The following is a 20,318-nucleotide window of genomic DNA, read 5'->3' on the forward strand; positions in this document are numbered from 1 at the left end:
AGTTTGTGGCCGGATAATATTGGCACTGAAAATTTTTCCGGGTCACACTTTTAAAGTTATATTGGTTGCCGGCAGTAAAAAATCCGTTGCTCTGAAATTACCATTAAATATTTACAGTCTCAGTTTCTGTTCAGACTCGCAGGAGATATGAATGTCTAAGCAAAATTTATTGCTGCTTGCTGAAAATATCTATTTTATGTTTCCGGTGTCAGTTCTTCACTTTTTTGTTTCTCGGCAACATTGGCATGGTATGCTCGCTTTGACTTCCATGCTTAATGGGGTTAATTAGTGTAAATATCAAGCTGTAGCGAGGTGTTCTATTTGTCTTGTGTTTATTGATATTTTACGGCTGGCATGTATAAATGATATAAAATAGCCTCTATTTATAATAATGTGTAATTATTTGTTTTGAATTTTATTAATTAACTTTTATAAGCATGTCATAAATTTAAGTTTTTTAGACATATTTTTATGTAGTCCTATGCAAGGCTTTGCTATTTTTGCAACAAGCTTTAAATCTATATGAAAAATCCGTTTTAACGGATAAACTGCTTGAATAATCTTTATTATAAATAAATTATTAACCTTAAGAAACAATAACTGCAATGAAAAAAACAATTCAAAAAGATGCTTTTTTCAAAAGGCATGAATGGTGGCGTAGCAGTAACCGCATGCTGCTGGTCTCTGGGTTGTCTGTTCTTATGCTTAGTGGAGCCGTTGTATCTCCGCCTATGGCAAATGCCGGTAATTCTGTCATTGAGCAGACCAAAAACTCGGTTAACAAGAAAAAAATTAGCGGAACAGTGATTGATGAGATGGGCATGCCGATGATCGGAGTGACGGTTCGTGTGCAAGGCACGTCGTCAGGTTATGCTACTGATCTTGAAGGCCGCTTTACACTTGACGTGCCGGAGAATGCCACTCTCGTTTTCTCTTATATAGGTTATGAAGACTACATGTTGAAGGTTGATTCGCGCAATGCCTACACCGTGAAGATGCAGACCGAGAACGAGGCACTCGATGAAGTGGTGGTGATAGGTTACCAGACCATCAAGCGCAGAGACCTCACAGGTTCTGTAGCTTCTGTAACAGGCGACGCCATCGCTTCTATGCCGGTTTCTAACATTGCACAGGCCATGCAGGGCAAACTGCCGGGCGTAAATATTACTTCACAGGACGGACGTCCTGATGCTTCGGTGTCTATTCGTGTGCGTGGTGGCGGTTCTATATCTCAAAGCAACGATCCGCTTATTCTTGTAGACGGTATTACTGTAAAGTCGCTCGACGACATTCCGTCAGATCAGGTTGAGAGCATTGACGTGTTGAAGGATGCCTCTTCTACCGCCATCTATGGTGCGCGCGGAGCTAACGGCGTTATCCTTGTGACCACAAAAGGTGCAAAGGAGGGTAAGGTGTCTGTGTCTTACAACGGATATGTAAAGTTTAATACTCCTACAAAATATCTTGAAACGCTTAATCCTTACGACTATCTGTCGTTCGTATGGGCAAATGCTGCCGCAAGCGGTGATGCCTACAGAGTTCCGTTCGAGAAACTTTATGGCATAGGCGAATATGCCGGAAACAATGCCGGAGGAATAGAGAGCTATCGCAATGTCTCTCATTATGACATACAGAAAGACGTATATAACAGCTCGTTCTCTCACAACCATGACCTTACGCTGACTGGAGGAACAGACAAAACCAAGGTGCTGTTCTCTGCAAGCTATATGGATGAGGAAGGAATGAAGATAAACTCTTTCGCACGCCGTGCAAGTTTCTCATTTAAGGTAAATCAGAAACTTGGTAAGAACGTAGACATCAATCTCGATGCAAGATACTCGGATAAGCGTACCATGGGAGACGAGAAGACCACTAACGGTTCTGGCTCGCTTCTGTCATCATCTTACCGCTTCCGTCCTATCGCCACAGGCAATATCCTTGGTGACCTGAACGCCTTGCGCGAGGGCAACATGGAGATGTATGGCCGAAACTCACAGTGGGATACTTACAGCCCTGTTGCACGCATCGGCGACTATGAGCCTCTGTATATAAAGCAGCGTCTTCGCGGAACATTGTCTCTTAACTGGCGTATCATAGAAGGTCTTACTTATCACACAGACCTTTCTTATAATAAGAAATGGGAAGAAGACAAAATATGGGGTGGTGCAATATTCAACAACTACCTGAACGATGCTACCGGCGAGAAACTTTATGCCGGTAATGTGGAATGGAGAAAAGGCAGCAGCTGGGGACTCCGTTGGACAAACACTATGAGCTACGATTTCAAGTTCTTGCCGCAGGAACATAAACTTAACATCCTGCTCGGTCATGAGGTTACTGATTCAGGAGGCGATGAAATAGAAATCGACGCAAGTCACTTCCCGTCAAACTTCAGCAAGGACAATGCTTTTGCCATGATAAACCAATATGACAAGGCTGCCGGAACAAGCAAGTTCTTCTCAAGTGTAGAAGTGCCTGAGCGCATACTGTCTTTCTTCGGCCGTGCAAACTATACGCTTTTGGACCGTTATCTGTTCACGCTGACATTCCGTGCCGACGGCTCTTCTAAGTTCTCTCCCGATCACCGTTGGGGCTACTTCCCGGCAGCAGCTATCGGCTGGCGTCTGTCAGAAGAGCCTTTCATGAGAGGCACACGCGAGTGGCTCGACAATCTTAAGCTGCGTTTCTCTTACGGTAGTGTTGGTAACGACGGCATCAACTCTGATTTGTGGCTGCAGACATGGACTTCAGAAACCGACCTGAGATGGCAGTATAATCTTGGAAAGAAATATTTCTCTTCTTATGACCTGTCGTCTACTGAGATGGCCAACAAAGACCTGAAGTGGGAAACAACGATAACACGCAACATCGGTATCGACTTCGGTTTCTTCAACAGCCGTCTGTGGGGTTCTCTCGATCTGTACTGGAATACGACAAAAGACCTCCTTATGCTGACATCACTGCCGGGAATAACAGGATTTACGGCTACATACGACAACATCGGTCAGACCAGCAACAAGGGTATAGAATTGTCTCTCTCAGGAGTTGTCTATAAGGATAAAGACTGGAACATCACTGCTGGTATGAACATCAACTTCAACAAGGGCAATGTCGACAAACTTGCTGAGAACGTAACAGGACTTTACAGTTCGCAGTGGTGCGGAAGCAGCACATTCCCTGGCAACGATTATATCCTGCAGGAAGGCAGTCCGGTTGGTCTTGTCAGAGGATACATCTATGAAGGCTTCTACACACCCGAAGACTTCAACTATGTCAACGGTCAGTATGTTCTTAAAGAGGGTGTTGCCGACCTCGGCTCGTTTATCAACCCTGTACACGGCATCGACCGTCCGGCAGGACAGAACGCTTATCCAGGTCTGCCTAAATACCGCGACATAGACAACAGCGGCGTTATTGATGAGGCCGACGTTGTTGTAATCGGCGACATGAATCCTGTTCATACTGGTGGTTTCAACATCAACGCCACATATAAGAATTTCGACTTTGGAATGTACTTCAACTGGAGTTACGGAAACGACATATACAATGTAAACAAAGTGGCTTCAATGTACTGTGCAAAAGAAGGCGGTGCTTATGAGAACAAGCTCTCGTTCGTAAACGGATGCTATAAAATATATGATATTGTAGACGGACAGCTGGTACATCTTACAACTCCCGAGCAGCTTAATGCTGCCAACGCAAACTCAACGTTGCCTCTGTGCTACAGCGAAAACGGAACTACATCAACGCTTGCTATCGAAGACGGTTCTTATCTGCGCCTCAACACTCTGACCTTAGGCTATTCTCTTCCGCAGAATCTGTTGCGCAAGGTTGGCATCAGCAAGCTCCGCTTCTATGGAACAGTATATAACCTGTTCACCCTCACCGGCTATTCAGGTCTTGACCCGGAGGTGAGCGCAGACACAGCTCATAATAACGCAAAATATCCTACTACGGGACTTGACTGGGGAACATATCCTCGTGCACGCTCGTTTGTAGTTGGTTTAAATCTTACATTCTGATAAAATAAAAACAATAATCATGAAAAAAACTAGCTATATATATATCAGCTTTGGCGCTGAGCCTTTCGTTTGTGCAGTGCAGTGATTATCTTGACACTTCATCGCCAGAGAATGCTGACGGCGGATTTGTGACATCTTCTACAACGGAGACATTTAAGGTATTGTCGTGGTGCTATGCCGAATATCGCCAGAACTGTATTATGGGAGCTTATCGCTGGAACGACCCGATAGGTTCTGACTCTGAGACATATCCCGAGAGCGGATCTCTCAACAACTCTAACGCAAGGCTTCAGCCGGAGCAGTTGAGCATCGGTGCCGGCAACAGCGGATTTAACGGTCTGTACACAATCATTGCCCGCACTTCAGAACTGCTCTCTCTTCTCGACACAAAGCAGGCATTTATAGATGCACGTGAGAAGGGGCAGGTAAACGACTGGACACATCTCTACGGTGAAGCTCTTACGATGAAGGCATTCTGCTATTTTGAACTTGTAAAGCATTATGGAGATGTGCCTTACGGATATGAGAATACAGCCGCCACTGATTATGAGCTTAATTCCCGTTTTGATATTTACGATAACGTGATAAGCATGCTAAAGGAAGCAGCTCCGCTGATGTATAAGCTGGGTGAAGGCAGCATAACAGCAGAGCGCTTCTCTCGCGGATTTGCTGAGGCTCTTTGCGGTATGGCAGCCCTTTATTCTGCAGGTTGGCAGACCGTGCGCACGGATGTTCCCGGACTCTATGGCGATGTTCAGCTCGAAACCAAGGGCAAGGAGGAGTATAAGAGTATTTATGCACGCCGCACCGATTATCTCGACTATTACAAAATTGCCGAGTATTATCTTGATGAAGCTGTAAAGAACCGTGGAACGGCAACTCTTGTAACTGTTGACGACCGCGGATATGCCAACAATCCGTTCCAGCGTCATTTCCAGTATGCTCACGACCTGCAGATAAGTCCTGAATCAATATTTGAGGTAGGCAACATTCAAGGCGGACAGAGCGGCCAGACCACTTCGAGCGAATATCCTTATGCTTTCGGCCGTCCGTCTAACGGCGGTTCTAACCAGGCAGCTCCGTGTAAGTCGTTTGCAGCTCTGCGAGTTATCCCAACATTCTATTACGGTGAGTTTGAAGAAGGCGACAAGCGCCGTGACGCAAGCGTTACTGTTACCGGCAGCAATGGCGACGGCAACGAGGCCATGTTGCGCTTCACTCCAGGAAACAAGCTCGACGGCGGTATCGCCATCAACAAGTGGGACGAAAACAGAATGAATCCTCCGTACACCACATCACAGCGTATGTCGGGCATCAACTGGCCTGTGCTCCGCTTGGCCGACCTGCTGCTTATGCAGGCTGAGGTTAAGGCAGAACTTGGCAAGGACGGTGAGGCCCTGGCTATTGTCAACGACATACGCCGCCGTGCGTTCGGCGACGACAGTCATGCCATATCTGCTTCGGGCGAGGCTCTCAAAGAGGCCATCATGCAGGAGCGCAAGCTCGAGCTGCTCGGCGAAGGCACACGCCGCTGGGACCTTATACGCTCAGGAAAATTTGTCGAGAGAGCTCTTGCCGTGCGTGCCGAAATGACTGAAATGGTGAACGACCTTCAGACAAAGGGATATCATGAGTTCAGCAACGGCAACGTTATATCAAACTATATTTGGGTGAAGAAGGTGCATCTGGATTCGCCTCTGACATACGATGCCGACAAGTCAAATCCTGCTTTGTATCCCGGATGGCGCGGACAGTTTGATTACAGAACAACCGACGTGGCCGACAAGGTGGTCGGCACAGACAACAACCTTGCTATAAAGGGACTCTTCGAATACATCGATCCGAACGGCGCTGAAGCCAAGGCACTCGAGGCCGACGGATATACGAAGACCGACTGGGGAGCAACAATTGTGAAGTATGCTGATCATTATTGCAACAGCAACCTTCTGCCCGGAGTGGCTGCCGGGAACGTTCCTCCACGTTACTATTGGCCTATGCCTTTCGAGGTGCTCAGCAAGTCGAAGGGTAAGATAACCAACGGTTATGGTCTTGCTCAGGAATAATATGAATAGTTGATGTGTTTTGTGGGCCGGCGGAGAGATTATGTCTGCCGGCCCTTTTCTTGGCAGACAACCGGTTTAAGCCAGGTATTTACGATCTTGGCTTTGCAAGGTTTATTTCTGATGAACTGTCAGGACATTTAAAATGCAATAGAATGATTATGAAAAAGAATATGATGGCTTGTGTGCTGCTTGCTCTTGCCGGCGTGCTTATGCCTGTCGGCAGCAGTGCGTCAGACGGCTTTGCCGACGAGAGCCGTAACACGGTAAGGATACTTGAGGGCGACAACTCTGACCCTTCGATTGTGAGACACGGCGATGCCTATTATCTCGTTCACTCCTCATTTGTGTACACTCCCGGACTTGTGGTGTATAAATCGTACGACCTGGTCAACTGGACTTACTGTTCGACGGCACTCAACCATTTTGCCGGAGATGTGTGGGCACCCGACATCGTTGTGCACAACGGGCGGTTCTATATCTACTTTCCGACGCTGAGCAGCCATGGAAAGACAAGTATGGTTACATGGGCCGACAGTCCTGAAGGACCATGGAGCGAGCCTGTTGACCTGAATGTGGGCGGTATTGACCCGGAGCATGTTGTTGACGGCGACGGCAGGCGATGGCTGCTTATGAGTTCGGGCGACATGTATCCGCTGACGGCCGACGGATGTAAGATAAGCGGAAAGCCTGTCAGCGTGTATAAGGGCTGGCCTATACCAGAAGACTGGGATATAGAAAGTTTCTCGATGGAGGGACTCAACGTAAAAAAGGTGGGCGACTATTACTATATGTTTGCCGCAGAAGGCGGCACGGCAGGACCGCCTACCAGCCACATGGTTGTGGAGGCACGCAGCAAGAGCGTGTTTGGTCCATGGGAGAATGCGCCGTTTAACCCGTTGCTGCGCACGCTGTCGAGAGATGAGCGGTGGTGGAGCAAGGGGCATGGTTCTGTAGTAGACACCCCCGACGGCAGACTCTTCATGATATTCCATGCCTACGAGAACGGATTTCAGACGCTCGGGCGTCAGACCCTGCTGCGCGAACTGGAGCTGAAGGACGGGTGGCTGAGGCTGAAGGACGGCGACATATCCTTGCCTTCGCCTGCTGTGAAAAAGGTGTGGGGCATTGGCGACTTTGTATGGCAGACATGCCGTGAGAACGACATAAGAGAACGTTTTGACATAAAGCCTGGCAAGATTGTCATGAAGTCTAAGGGCAAGTCGCCGGCAGAAGGCTCACCGCTATTGGCCCGCACAAGTGCCCATAAATATGAGATAGAGGCATGCCTGACGCTGAAGGGCGATGGGGCATCGGCCGGATTGGTGGCTTATTATGACGAACGCTTCCATTTTGGCTACGGATTTAGCCGTGACGGCCTGCTGCGCTATCGCCGCGGACAAGTAAGCAGGGCTGTCTCCAAGTGTAGCGAGGCATGCCGGACCGGACGGCTATGGCTGCGCATGCGCAGCGACCATGACGTGCTCTCTGCATGGTATAGCGCCGATGGCAAGACATGGCATAAGTTTCCGTGGGGATTTGAGGTGTCGGGCGTGCATCATAATACGGTTTACGGATTTCTGTCTCTTCGCCCGGGACTATATGCCGGTGGCGACGGAGAGGTTGAGGTTACTGATTTTAAGCTGACCGTGACTGACTGAAAGGCGTGTGTGTTTAATGATTTTAATTACTGAATAATATCTTTTTTATGAAGCGTTTTTGTTTAATCTTATTGTTGATTGCAGCCGTGGCATGCTCTGTGTCGGCCGCTGCAGTTGAGCGCTGGGGCAGATTTGAACTGGCGATGAAGGCCAAGACATCTGCCAATCCCTTTGACGTGGAGCTTACGGCAACATTCAGCGGACCTGACACAACGATGACCGTGAGCGGATTTTATGCCGGCAACGGTGTGTTCAAGGTGCGCTTTATGCCGAAGACTGTCGGCAAGTGGACTTATGTAACGCATAGCAGTCTGGAGGCTCTCGACTCTCAGCAGGGCAGCTTCGAGTGTGTAAGTCCTTCTGCCGACAATCATGGTCCTGTCGTGGTGGACGGCCGGTATGCCTTTAAGTATGCCGACGGCACCCGCTATTACCCCATCGGCACCACGGCATACGACTGGATGCATGTGTCTGCCGATATGCAGAAGCTCACCGTGAAGTCGCTCTGCGAGGCTCGGTTCAACAAAATAAGGATGCTGCTCTTTGTGCAGAACTTTGATCCAGGCTATCCCGAGCCCGAACTTTTCCCCTTTGAGATAAAGAGTATAAAGAAGGACAAGTCTGGTAGGCCCATATATGAGTGGGACTACACACGCTTTAATCCTGCTTATTTTGACAATGTGGAGAAGTGTATCGACATGCTTGCTGAAATAGGTGTTGAGGCCGACCTGATATTGTTTCATCCTTACGACGACGGCCGCTGGAACTTCGACCGTATGCCGCAGGATGTCAATCTTCGCTATCTTCGCTATGTGGCTGCACGTGTCAGCTCTTTCCGCAATGTATGGTGGTCGCTGGCCAATGAGTATGATTTCTTCAGGCACTGGCAGCCGGAGGTGTGGGACGAGCTTACGCGCGAGATAGTGAAGCACGACCCTTATTCGCATCTCTGCTCTATACACAGCCACACGGCAAAATACTATAAGTATTGGGAACCGGAGTACACCCATGCCAGCGTGCAGGACCAGGCACCGGTGGAGGGCTTCGGCCGTGCTGCCACGGTAAGGAATATATATAAGAAGCCCGTGATATTCGATGAGGTGTGCTATGAGGGCAATATGGACAACCGCTGGGGCAGCCTGAGCGGGCAGGAGATGCTCTACCGCATGTGGCAGGGCACTGTGGCCGGCACTTATGTTGGTCATGGCGAGTGCTATATGGATAGTCCTACTGACTATTCGCGCGACTTCCTTGCCATTGGCGGAACGTTCCAGGGCGAGGCATGGAAGCGTATAAGCTTTATGCGCGACATCCTTGACGCCATGCCTAATCCGCTGATGCTGAGTGACAGCAGCTGGGACCCATATACTTCTACGGCCGGCGAAAACTATTACATAATATATCTCGGCAAGGAGATTAAGCCTCGCTGGACTTTCGAACTGCCTGTTAAGAACGGTGTGTATCCGCGTCTTAAGGAGGGCGTAAGAATGAAGGTTGAGATTATTGACACATGGAATATGACCGTAACCGAATGTCCGCAGGTGTTTGAAACAACTGCTCCCGTTGGCGACCGTGTCTACGACAAGAAACACGGCAGCGTGCGTCTTCCCGATGCTCCGTATCTTATGCTGCGCATAACGGCTGCAGAATAGTGCCGGTTGCGTGATTTGCTGTTGGTGTACAGTATATATCTTGTGTCTGTAGAATTGTTATAACCCAAATCTGTTATTATGATTCGGTCTGTATTTTTGCTTTATATTGAGTGGATTTTTGTTAGCTTTTATCGTAGACATAGCGGGCTATGTCAAGAAAAAGCTAACAAAAAGACGACAATAGAAACAAAAAGACGGGCTGAAAGCATGAATGCACAAAATAGATAAGGCTATGTGCGGTCTAATGGTAGATTTGGGTTTAACAAAAACTCATCACTCGTCACATTCGTGCGTATGTGGCTGATTTTCAGAAGAATACCGCGTGATGAGTTGCAGTCTGAACTCATCACGCGCAGGAATCGGTCATGAGGGCGTGACGAGTTGGAAAATCAACTCGTCACCGCGTAATTGCCTGATATTCAGTTTTCTACATTGTGATGTGACGAGTGATGAGTTACTGTAAAAAACTTTTTAGTTGTGTGTGTTGTAAAAGGCGGCATATTATAGCGTAAAAGACCGCCTTTCGCATCTCAATATGTGGTCTTTCGGCGTGCAGAATGATGCCTTTTGCATCATGTTACATTTACTTCGAAGATTTGTTCTTAACGTGTTGGCGTGCCGTGCAGCTGGTGGTGCATATCCGCGGCGGCGTTGTCTAATATCTGGCAGCCATTCTCCAAAAGAAATGATAGAGCCTGAAGACGGGCTCCCATAGGCTCTCGCCGGGGAAGATGAGCATGAAGCGTGCGTCGCGCACAAGTCTCTGTATGTTCTTTTTCAGTTGACTTCCGCGGTATTTGTCTATGCGTTTGTCGTAGAAGCCGAAGTTGCCCGAGAGCATAATCTCATTGAGCAGAAATCTGCCGAGCCGCTCGTCTGCCTTGACTATGAGATATTTGTCGTCGAGACAGAACACCTTCTGCATCACATACATCACCGCTGTGGCCATCTTATAAAGTCCGCAGCGCTTCAGCGTGCGTGTGTCTGCCTCCTGTTCTGATGCCGTGAATCCCTGGCGCAGCACGTAGTAATAGTCTAAGAGCTGCTTTAGACCTATGCCCTCATGAAAAAAGTGGTTTGAGATGTGTGCCATCTGATATATGCGGTTGAATGCTGCAGTGGGCACGGCTATGCTACCGGCTCCGTCGGGCAGCTGCACAATGTTTGCAAACTGCTTGCCGGCGTTCTTGCTGAAATAGTCCTGCAGTCTGGCGTTGCTTATCAGATTGTTCATAAACTGAGGGCGGTAGTGCAGCTCAACGGTGGTTCCGCCATAGTCGGGAAAGTCAGTGTGGTGATAGCATCGCTTGCATCCCGGAGCCATATAGCCTACGGTCTTCATCACCTTCTTGTATCCTCCCTCTGCCCATATGTCTATGTCGCCCGGCGTGCGCATGTGCGGGTCGGGGTAGAGCAGGGCGTTTCCCTGTCCTTTAAGCAGGCAGGTGCGGAGTCCTTTGCGTCTGAATGTTTCAGAAACTTTAGCTGCGTTGACGTTTACCTTTGTGTTGAGTTTGGCTATCTGGCGGCTTAGGGCAAACCATCTCATGGTCATCTCCTTTTCGGGCAGACATTCTTTGGGCAGGCGGTTAATGCCATGGAAGATAACGCCTTGAAGGTTTTGTTCCTTGGCCATGCGGAACAGTATCGGCCAGTCGGCGGCAGTTATGCCTTCGGGAGCCGGCTGTGATTCGTCAATAGAAAACCGCAGAAGCTGAAAAAACTTTGATGTCATTGTGCTGCAATAAACGGGTTATTTGCATTTAGCGTACAGATCCTTCAGCGCTCCGCGTGCAACTCCGCTTCTTACGAGCTGGTCGAGCAGGGCTTTTGCCTCTCTCTTCCTGTCCATACTGATGAGCACTTCTGCCTTTGAAATGATGTAGTCTTGGTTGTCGGGCTCGCGTTTAAGCGCCTCGTTGTAGTCATACAGTGCCGTTTCGTATGAGCGCATCTCTTTCTCGAGTTCTGCTCTTGCGGCATAGACGATGCTGCTGTCTGGGAACATTTCAACAAGATTGTTGAACTCGTCCATGGCCTGTGCGTTGCGCTTCAGCTGTATGTATGTGTATGCCAGTCCGAGTCGTGCCTGCATGTTGCGAGGTGACATTCTCAGAAAGTCCTCATAGTCGTTTCTTGCCAGTTCATACCTGCGCATGTTGTTGTTGGCGTAAGCTCTGAAGTAAAGTGCCGAAAGGTTCACCGTATCCTTTTTCAGAATAGCGTTGCATGTCTCTGCTGCGTCTTCCCATTCAAGCAGCTGAAGGTTGACGGCAGCTTTCTGCAGCAACAGGTCCGTAGAGTCGGGATGAAGATAAAGCTGGCTGTTTATTACAGATAAAGAATCACGCCATTGCTTTTGCGTCTGCGCCTTTAGGGCGGTGACGCCAAGCAATAGCGTGAGTATGCAGATAATTTTAATTTTCAATTTACTTATCTATGTTTATTGTTCTGACCGTCTTGCCGAAAATCAGTCTTCGTCTTTGTTCTCGGCGTCGATGGCCTTAATCTTTTCGCGTACAAGGTTCATGTCGTCCTTAAGCTTCTGAACCTTTCTGTTCATTTCGTCGATGAGGCTGTTGCCCTTCTTGCTCGAAGCGTTAAGGAATCCGAGGTTGTTCTCGTAGGTCTGAACTTCCTGCTTGATTGCCTCATAGCGGCGCATCAGGCGTGCGCGTTCGTTGTCGAGAGCGTCAGCGCCCTTCTCTGCAACGTTCTTCAGGTTGTTCTTGAACTTGTCGAGACGGCGGCGTGCTGTTGATATGTTAAGCTCTTTGTAAAGCTTGTCCAGTATGTCGTGATACTCTTTGTAGAGCTTGTCTTTCTCCTTAAACGGAACGTGGCCTACAGCGTTGTATTCGTCGATAAGCTCGCGCACTTTGTCCTGTATGTTGTCTCCGGCATTCTCAGCCAGTGCTTTCAGCTGTTCTATTATGCCGCGTTTCTTCTCGAGGTTGGTGCGCTCCTCGTTGCGTGTGCCGGCGTTGGCGCTGTTGCGTGCCTCAAAGAAGTGGTTGCATGCAGTGAGGAACTCGTTCCACAGCTTGTCGCCAAGTTTCTTAGGCACCATTCCTATGGTCTTCCATTCCTTCTGCAGGGCTATCAGCTTGTCGCTTGTCGACTTCCATTCGGTGCTGTCCTGCAGGGCCTTTGCCTGCTCGATGAGTGCTCTCTTCTTGTCGGCATTCTCAGCAAACTGCTGTTTCATGTTCTTGAAGAATTCAGCTTTCTTGCTGAAGAAGTCGTCGCAGGCAGCGCGGAAACGCTCAAAGATCTTTACGTTCATCTTCTGCGGAGCGAAGCCTATGGTCTTCCATTCAGCCTGTATGGCGATGATGTCCTTGGTCTTCTTCTCCCATTCGCCTGCGGTCTTTATTTCTTCCTTGGCTATTTCTTCAATTTTCTCGCACAGCGCTGTCTTCTTTGTGAGGTTGTCTTCCTCTTTTGCGCGCAGCGATTCGAAGTGCTGCTGATGGCGCTTGTTAATTATAGTAGATGCTGCCTTGAAGCGTGCCCACACTTCCTCGCGCAGTTCCTTTGCAACAGGGCCGGTCTCACGGAACTCCTGATGCAGTTTCTGCAGCTGGTGGAATGCGCTTATCACGTCTTCCTCTGTGCCGAGTTTTTCGGCAGCCTCGCATATCTTTGTCTTTATTTCAAGATTCTTCTTGAAGTCGTATTCGCGTGCCTCGCTGTTTAGTTTCAGCAGGTCGTAATACTGCTCAACGTAGAGCTGATAGTTGCGCCACAGCTCATTCGCCTTTTCTGCCGGCACGAGCTTGATTTCTTTCCACTCCTGCTGCAGCTTCTTGAAGTCCTGATATGATTTGTTGGCTTCTTCGGGCGAAGTAACCATAGCTTTAATCTTCTCGATGATGTCGAGCTTTTTCTTCAGGTTTTCCTGCTTTTCTTTTCCTGCTCAAGGAACAGTTTGGCGCGTTTTTCCTTTATTACGCCCATCTCAGCCTTAAACACCTCTTCGTCTTCGTCAGGAAGCACTTTGTAGTTTGCCGGGTCGCCGCCTCCCTCAAGATATGCTTTCATGTCAGCTTCTCTTTCGGCAAAGTGAAGTTTGTAAAAGATTGTTTTGAGGTAATCTATTTCGCCTTTCTGAGGATGCTCGTCGCTGTGTGCGATTTCTTTCACCCTTTCTATTATTTCGCTTTTGCTTTTATATACTTTTTTCAGTGCGGCAGCTTCAGAACTTTCTGAGACAAATTCTCCTGTTTCGGTGGTGTCGGTTGTCACTTCTGCGTTGTTTTCATTGGCAGCGCAGTTTTCTTGCATGTTGTTATCGGTTAGTTCAACATTCATTTTCTCAGTGTTCTCTTGGCTGAGTGTCTTTTCTTGAGAGTCCATCATATAACTTTTTATTCGTTCATGAATTGATTTTCAGGTAAAACCTTAGGTGTGCAAACTTAATTAAAAATATTGTAAATACCTAATAAATTTGGAAAAAAACGTTTTTCTTGGGTTAAATGAGCCTTTTGTGGCGGAAAATCCACCATGATATGCCTGAAATGAGCACGGATACTATTATGGCTATCACGAAGCCGTATTTCCATTGTTCCATGCCGTTTATGAGGTTCATTCCGAGCAGGCTGGCTATGAGCGTGGGGAACATCAGGATAATCGACACTGATGTGAGCGTACGTATCACGGTGTTCATGTTGTTGTTGATGATACTCGAATATGTGTCCATGGTAGATTCGAGAATGTCAGAGTATATGTTTGTGGTTTCGCGCGCCTGGCTCATCTCGATGTTTACGTCCTCAATCAGGTCGGCGTCGAGTTCGTCCACCTGCAGCTTGAACTTCAGCTTTGCCAGAAGGTTCTCGTTGCCGCGGATGGATGTGATGAAGTAGGTCAGCGAGTCTTGCAGTCTTGACAGGCCTATGAGCGACTCGTTGTTCACTTCCTTGTCAAGGTTGCGCTTTGATTTTTCTATCAGGCTGTTTATCTGCTTCAGCCGTTTCAGATACCATACGGCCGAAGAGAGGAACAGGCGGAAAATCATGTCGACGTAGTCGGTGAAGCCCTCGCCGCGCTTCTGCTGATAGCTCACGAAGTCTATCATCATGTTTGTTTCGTGAAAGCACACCGTGATGGTTACGTCTCGCTTGTGTATTATGCCGAGCGGCACGGTGGTGTAGGGCGTTCTCGATCTGATTTCCTTTACAAAAGGTATACGCAGGATTATGAGCATCCAGCCGTCATCGTATTCATAACGGGCACGCTCATCATTATCGCTGATGTCAGAAAGGAAATAATCGGGAATCTTAAATTCATTTTCAAGAAGACGCTGGTCTTCTTCCGTCGGGCATGTCACTTGTATCCAGCAGTTAGGCTCCCACTCGCCAATCTGCCTAAGGCCTTTGGTTGTGTTCCAATATGTTCTCATTTGCTAATCCTCCGAAACGGTTATGACTGCACGGCGGTCAGCATCAATGAGCAAACCTCCGCGCCTACAAGTTCATATTTTCCGCGTAATAATCGTCCATGAATAAATTAAAATTTCTGTTTTGCGGTGCAAAGATACTGCAAGTTGGGCTAATCTCAAAATAAAAATGAATGAAATGAATTTTAATTTTGTATTTAAATTGTGTTACAATGGCTTGTTGCGTTTCTTTGTTCGGTTTTTGTCGTGTTAGTTGTGCTTATGTAAATTAAAGCAAGGCTCTATAGCCTTTTTGTCGGCGTATAGAGCCTTGAGGCCACAATCGGTCATTCCGCAGCATGTGTATTAATCCTATTAGCAGTCTGATGCTTTCTCTGTCTTGTTCTTTTATATTGTCGTCCTGCCGTCTGATGTTTTGTTTGTTTGGCCGTCATTTCAGCTAAAATTCAGACGATAATAGGCTCAATAGATAACATTGATTCTGCCGAATACTTATGACCAATTGGGGCTGAGCTGTCATTTTGTGTTGACTGTATGTGTAGTGCCGGTCTATTCGGGCAATATCGAGACGGATATCGGCGCATAGTCGGATGGCGAGAAGCGGTTCAGTTGCTTCGATGCGGTGTACGTGCCGCGGAAGTTGGTCAGTCCGCCAAAGTTATACAATACTCCGTTTACACATTCCGTTTCGCCTGTCCAGCTGAATGTGCCGAGCATCTTCAGCGGTTGCGGGTTGCTGCTGCCTGCCTCGTAGCGCACTACTGAGCCGTCGCTCAAGGCATAGATATAGCCGCCGGCAACGCCGATGAAACTGAAGTCGGAGGCGAGCGAGTCGGCTGGGGCACAGCGTTGCGCCGTCAGTTTGTTGCCGTCTATCATGTATGCCGTGTGCCGGCTGTCGTCCAGCAGCCATGTGTTGCCCCTGCCGTCAGATGTGGCGCGTGTGTTTTCGCCGAATGTCGTGCCGTGTGCTGTTTTGCCGTCTGCCGTGGCTATTATGTTGCCGTTGCTGTCTTTGTCAAGTCTGTATGCGCAGATGTGGGTGTCGGTTACGGCATAGACGATGTTGGCACTTATGTTGACGGCCTTTACTTCTCCGTTATGCGTGGCGGCAAGGTTCCATTTTCCTGATGCGAGATAATATATTCCGCCGTCGCCTATGATAACGGGTGTGCCGTTCCAGCATGCGCCCTGACCGCTGACGGGCATGTCGGCGTATGTTTCTTCGGCGCCTGTCGCCGTGTCGTATGAGCGCAGTTCGTTGGTTGTCACGGTCTGTTCATATCCCAGGTTGGTCTTTTCCACTATGCCTCCGCCCATGTATATAGTGGTGCCGTCGGTGAAGTGAGTGGTGGCAGAGCCGCTGTTGCTCAGCTCGCCAAGTTCTTTGTAGACGGTGTTCTGCTTTACGCGCAGTGTATTTACAGATGCCTCGCCTGCAATAGAGAATTTGCCTTTGGCCTCGCCGTCGGCATTCAGGATGACATAAGGGCATGCCTCATATTCCTGACCTTTCTTTATATACACGATAGGTTCCTTTTCGGGATAGGTGGCGTCGGGATCAGTGAAGCTGAAGCTGCTGCCGCTCACTATCCCCAGCTGCTGCATGCTGCTTTCAGACGAGCGTCCGTTGTATATCTTTACATACACTTTGCCGTCGCGGTAGCAGGCAGATGTCAGCACCACTCCCGTAGTTTCGCTCTCTGCTGCCGGCTGTTTCACCACAATCTGCATAGAGTCTGCCGCGGCGCGTGTGCCGGCCGCGTTGCTCAGGCGTATGTAGCCAATGCGCTCTTGTCGGGTGATGTTGCGTGCAGCTATAATCTTTACGCTCTCGCCGCCTTTGCCTCCCATCTGCGACAACTGCAGCCAGTCGGCCGACGATTCTGCCTCCCATGGCTGTGCCGTGGGTATGGTTATGTCGGCTTGTTGGCCTTCTGCCGACAGACTGACAATGCCTTTGTCGGGAATAATTGGGTCGGGGTCAGGGCCGGGTGACAATTCTTCGTCGCTGCTGCATGATAATGTCAGTGGAAGAGTGCATGCCATGATGCACCATAGTGATAGTTGATAAAAGTTTTTCATTGCTTTATATTTTTTATTAACGATTGCATGTCGCGAAAATATAAAGTCTTTGTGTCCTGCATTTCACGGCTTTCCGTGATTTTTTATTTACAGGTGCAATAGGTGTTGTGGCTCTTTTTATATCTTGTGGCACATCAGTTTATGGCGTGTTGTCGTCGTTTCAGGTTGATGTATGCCGTATAAATTTTAGACATTGTGTATCGTCTTGAAAATCAGTCGGTTACGGATGTACTTGCAAAAGGTGTCCTTTTGTCTTCCGAAAGACGGCCTTTTAGCCTCTGAAAGATGCCCTTTTGCAGTGCGTTTTGTGGCCTTTTGCAAATCGGCTGTGTGCATCGTCATTAATTTGACGTGCCGGCATGATTTTCCGCTTCTTGTCGTGTGGCGTGTTTATGGCGTTCTTATGCCAGGTGCTGCAACGGAAAAGGCGGAAGGTTCGGGGCTCATTTTGCCCTTTGCCTTCCGCCTTCAGCATGTATTAGGTTTGTGTAATTTTTATCGTTTCAGCTAAAATTATTTAGCCGGAATCTCTTCGAGAGTCTTTACGAGCAGATCCCAGAACTTGGTTGTTGACGGCCAGTGAGCACGCTCTGTCGGAGTGTGGGGCGACAGCAGTGTCGGACCGAACGAGCAGATGTCGAGACCCGGATATTTAGACAGGATGATGCTGCACTCCAGTCCGGCATGAACCACCTGAACAGTCGGCTCCTCGTTGAACAGGTTCTTGTAGATGTTGCGCATAACCTTGATCAGTTCGCTGTCGGTGTTGGGGTCCCATCCGCCGTAAGCGCCGCTGAACTCAACCTTCATTCCGGCCATGTTGAAGCAGCTCTCGAGCGATGTTGACAGATCCTCTTTCATTGTCTCGCTTGAACTGCGGGCAAGAATCTTGATGGCAGCCTTGCCGCCGTCGATGTCAACTATTGCAAGGTTAGATGATGTCTCTACAATTTCGGGCATTGTGGGGATGTAGCGCCATACGCCGTTGTGTGCTGCGTAGATGGCGTCAACCAGGTTGTCCTGAATTTCCTGCGGCACGATCATTTCGGGCAGTGCTACGTCCTCGGCTACAACCTCGATGTCGCTCTCTATGCCTTTGTATTCGTTGTTGAATGTCTCCTTATATTCGGCAACGATAGCCTTCAGGTCTTCAACGTTCTCTTTCGGCAGAGTGAGCACTACTTCAGCTTCGCGCGGAATGGCGTTGCGCATGTTTCCGCCGTGCCAGCTTGCCAGGCAAGCCTCGTCTTCTGCTATAGCCTCGCGTACTATTCTTACCATCATCTTGTTGGCATTGCCGCGGCCTTCGCATATTTCCAGACCAGAGTGTCCTCCCTTCAGGCCCTTTATTGTTATTTTAACGGCTGCGTCTGTCTTGTCGCTTTCAGCCTCCTGATAGTCGAGAGTGGCTGTAATGTCAACGCCGCCGGCGCTTCCTATGATGAGCTCGCCTTCCTGTTCGGTGTCGAGGTTGAGCAGAATCTCGCCCTCAAGTTCGCCTCCGGGCAGTCCGTTTGCTCCGTACATGCCTGTTTCCTCGTCGGCTGTTATCAGTGCCTCGATAGGTCCGTGCTTCAGGTCTTTAGCCTCCATGACAGCCATGATGGCAGCCACGCCCAGACCGTCGTCGGCTCCGAGAGTTGTGCCTTTAGCCCTTACCCATTCGCCGTCGATGTAAGTTTGTATCGGGTCAGTCTCAAAGTTATGAGTACTTGTCTTTTCTTTTTGTGGAACCATGTCCATGTGTGCCTGCAGAATCACCGTCTTGCGGTTTTCCATGCCGGGTGTGGCGGGCTTGCGCATAACGATGTTGCCTGCCTCGTCTTTAAATGCTTCAACGCCTGTGTTTTTTGCGAAGTCGAGCAAGAACTGCTGAACTTTCTCCAGATGTCCTGACGGACGTGGAACCTGTGTCAGTGCATCAAAGTTTCTCCAGATGCACTCCGGTTTGAGATTTTTAATTTCGCTCATAGTCATTATAGATTAAATTGTTATCAGGTCAGTCCCTCCGCGCCGTATGCCGGCACTTCGGTATGTCCATATTTATTGTTATATGTTTGCTGAAATCTGTGTTTCCGCCGTATGTGCGGCGTGTCTCTTCTTGGTGAATGCCAGCGCTGCCCATCCGTATATGCCGAGCAGTATGACCAGCATGGTCTGCACCGTGTGTACTATCAGCACAAAGTAGAGGGCGTTAGTGTCGCTCACGCCGTAGAGGATGAGCATGGTCTTCACGGCAAAATGCCACGGACCGGCTCCGTTAGGCGTTGGGACAATCACTGCAATGCTGCCCACCACAAACGTTACAAGGGCGCACTGGAAGCCCAGCGACGACGTGAAGTCGAAGCAGAAGAACGTCAGGTAGTAATGCAGAAAATAGCTTACCCATATCCCAAGAGTGTAAAATATGAACAAGGGAACGTTCTTTACGCTTTTCAGCGATATCACTCCCTGCCATATTCCGCCCATGGTGGCTTTCACCTTATTATATATTGAGAGCTTTTTTAGCAGTATGTGAATCAAGAAAATTGCGGCTATGGCGCATGCTGCGGTTACGATATAGCCTGTGGTTGAGAACCGGTTGATGATAGAATCCATGCTTGTGCCGGTCTTTGAGAAGAATGTCGTGAACACTCTCATCTGCATCAGCAGTGTCAGCATGGTGACAAACAGCATGAGCAGTGTGTCGATGGCTCTTTCGGTAACAACGGTTCCGAGAGCTTTCGGAAACGACACGCCGTCGTATCTCTTGAGCACTCCGCAGCGCGTGAACTCTCCGATGCGGGGTATTACGAGGCTTGCTGCATAAGAAAGGAATATCGAGTTGACCGACGTTGAACTTCTGGGATATTCGCCGACAGGCTCAAGCGTCTGTCGCCATCTCCATCCGCGGAACATCTGGGCAAGTATGCCGAACGGGAACGACAGCAGCATCCATGTCCAGCTCATCTCGTTGATGAGTATGTTCTCGATGCTTCTGAAGTCGAAGTCGCGGTACATCCAATAGAGTATCGCCCCGCCGAACAGCAGCGGAAATGCTATTTTGAGTATGTTGTTTACTGTTTTTCTTGTATTCACGCTTGCCAAATGTTTTCTTTCCAGACCGCGCAGAGCCTTGCTTAAGCCTTGTGGCTTGCTGTCGACCCATGCCTCATTCGGTCTGCCGCATGCATTATTGTCTATGCAAACTTACAATTTTTTTTTCAAAATACGCGTCTTGACACTAAAGAATTATATTTTCTTTAGAGCTTTTTTGCCGTTGTGTGCGGTATGTGTGTACGCTTGTTGCCGTAAGGTGTATGGTTTATTGCCCTGATGCACACGTTTTTATGTATAATGGGGGCTTGGTCTTGGACGCAGATGTTCAGCTAGAATACATGGTCGTTCATCACAAATATGCCGCCGAAGTCTGTCGTCCGGCTCCTTCTGTTTTCGTATCT

At 48.7% G+C, this 20,318-nt stretch carries 10 protein-coding genes and 1 pseudogene; 4 read left to right on the forward strand and 7 right to left on the reverse strand.

The window, feature by feature from the left end; translation table 11 throughout:
- The first annotated feature begins 731 nt into the window (after positions 1 to 731).
- The 4 genes from ACU52_RS12125 (at position 732) to ACU52_RS12140 (ending at position 9,395) form a co-directional block, all read left to right on the forward strand.
- Complete coding sequence (locus ACU52_RS12125) at positions 732 to 4,022, forward strand: SusC/RagA family TonB-linked outer membrane protein (RefSeq protein ID WP_053398986.1); 3,291 nt, start codon at positions 732 to 734, stop codon at positions 4,020 to 4,022.
- 50 nt (positions 4,023 to 4,072) lie between these two features.
- The gene (locus ACU52_RS12130) at positions 4,073 to 6,085 is read left to right on the forward strand and encodes a RagB/SusD family nutrient uptake outer membrane protein (RefSeq protein ID WP_239684923.1); all 2,013 of its coding nucleotides are present in this window, start codon (positions 4,073 to 4,075) and stop codon (positions 6,083 to 6,085) included.
- Positions 6,086 to 6,294: 209 nt separating this feature from the next.
- A complete protein-coding gene (locus tag ACU52_RS12135; protein ID WP_316936655.1) occupies positions 6,295 to 7,743 on the forward strand; it encodes a family 43 glycosylhydrolase in 1,449 nt (482 codons plus the stop codon).
- Between the two features lie 47 nt (positions 7,744 to 7,790).
- The gene (locus tag ACU52_RS12140; protein ID WP_053398973.1) at positions 7,791 to 9,395 is read left to right on the forward strand and encodes a DUF5060 domain-containing protein; all 1,605 of its coding nucleotides are present in this window, start codon (positions 7,791 to 7,793) and stop codon (positions 9,393 to 9,395) included.
- Between the two features lie 655 nt (positions 9,396 to 10,050).
- On the opposite strand, the gene ACU52_RS12145 is transcribed toward ACU52_RS12140, so the two are convergent.
- The 7 genes and pseudogenes from ACU52_RS12145 to ACU52_RS12180 all read right to left on the reverse strand — a co-directional run bounded on the left by ACU52_RS12145 (position 10,051) and on the right by ACU52_RS12180 (position 19,956).
- Positions 10,051 to 11,130, reverse strand: a complete 1,080-nt coding sequence (locus tag ACU52_RS12145) for a nucleotidyltransferase domain-containing protein (protein WP_053398974.1) — start codon at positions 11,128 to 11,130, stop codon at positions 10,051 to 10,053.
- An 18-nt stretch (positions 11,131 to 11,148) separates the two neighbouring features.
- Positions 11,149 to 11,823 carry a tetratricopeptide repeat protein gene (locus ACU52_RS12150; RefSeq protein WP_021855037.1) on the reverse strand — a complete coding sequence of 225 codons (675 nt, stop codon included), beginning with the start codon at positions 11,821 to 11,823 and terminating at the stop codon, positions 11,149 to 11,151.
- A gap of 42 nt (positions 11,824 to 11,865) precedes the next feature.
- Positions 11,866 to 13,709: pseudogene (locus ACU52_RS12155) on the reverse strand (DUF349 domain-containing protein).
- Between the two features lie 160 nt (positions 13,710 to 13,869).
- The gene (locus ACU52_RS12160; RefSeq protein WP_021855035.1) at positions 13,870 to 14,796 is read right to left on the reverse strand and encodes a magnesium transporter CorA family protein; all 927 of its coding nucleotides are present in this window, start codon (positions 14,794 to 14,796) and stop codon (positions 13,870 to 13,872) included.
- A gap of 546 nt (positions 14,797 to 15,342) precedes the next feature.
- Entirely contained in the window at positions 15,343 to 16,878 is a 1,536-nt protein-coding gene (locus ACU52_RS12165; RefSeq protein ID WP_147630871.1) for a BACON domain-containing protein, read from the reverse strand.
- A 513-nt stretch (positions 16,879 to 17,391) separates the two neighbouring features.
- Positions 17,392 to 18,849 (reverse strand): aminoacyl-histidine dipeptidase, encoded by a 1,458-nt coding sequence (locus ACU52_RS12175; protein WP_053398978.1) that lies wholly within the window; start codon positions 18,847 to 18,849, stop codon positions 17,392 to 17,394.
- 78 nt (positions 18,850 to 18,927) lie between these two features.
- Positions 18,928 to 19,956 carry a lysylphosphatidylglycerol synthase transmembrane domain-containing protein gene (locus ACU52_RS12180; protein WP_021855031.1) on the reverse strand — a complete coding sequence of 343 codons (1,029 nt, stop codon included), beginning with the start codon at positions 19,954 to 19,956 and terminating at the stop codon, positions 18,928 to 18,930.
- Positions 19,957 to 20,318 lie beyond the last annotated feature (362 nt).

This window comes from Xylanibacter rarus, from assembly GCF_001275135.1.
Classification (GTDB): Bacteria; Bacteroidota; Bacteroidia; order Bacteroidales; family Bacteroidaceae; genus Prevotella; species Prevotella rara.

What these genes read in the sequence shown, in the direction of transcription:
- ACU52_RS12125 (WP_053398986.1), top strand. Translation starts at nt 732, where the DNA reads ATGGCAAATGCCGGTAATTCTGTCATTGAGCAGACCAAAAACTCGGTT.
- ACU52_RS12135 (WP_316936655.1), top strand. Translation starts at nt 6,295, where the DNA reads ATGCCTGTCGGCAGCAGTGCGTCAGACGGCTTTGCCGACGAGAGCCGT.
- ACU52_RS12140 (WP_053398973.1), top strand. Translation starts at nt 7,791, where the DNA reads ATGAAGCGTTTTTGTTTAATCTTATTGTTGATTGCAGCCGTGGCATGC.
- ACU52_RS12145 (WP_053398974.1), bottom strand. Translation starts at nt 11,130, where the DNA reads ATGACATCAAAGTTTTTTCAGCTTCTGCGGTTTTCTATTGACGAATCA.
- ACU52_RS12160 (WP_021855035.1), bottom strand. Translation starts at nt 14,796, where the DNA reads ATGAGAACATATTGGAACACAACCAAAGGCCTTAGGCAGATTGGCGAG.
- ACU52_RS12165 (WP_147630871.1), bottom strand. Translation starts at nt 16,878, where the DNA reads ATGAAAAACTTTTATCAACTATCACTATGGTGCATCATGGCATGCACT.
- ACU52_RS12175 (WP_053398978.1), bottom strand. Translation starts at nt 18,849, where the DNA reads ATGAGCGAAATTAAAAATCTCAAACCGGAGTGCATCTGGAGAAACTTT.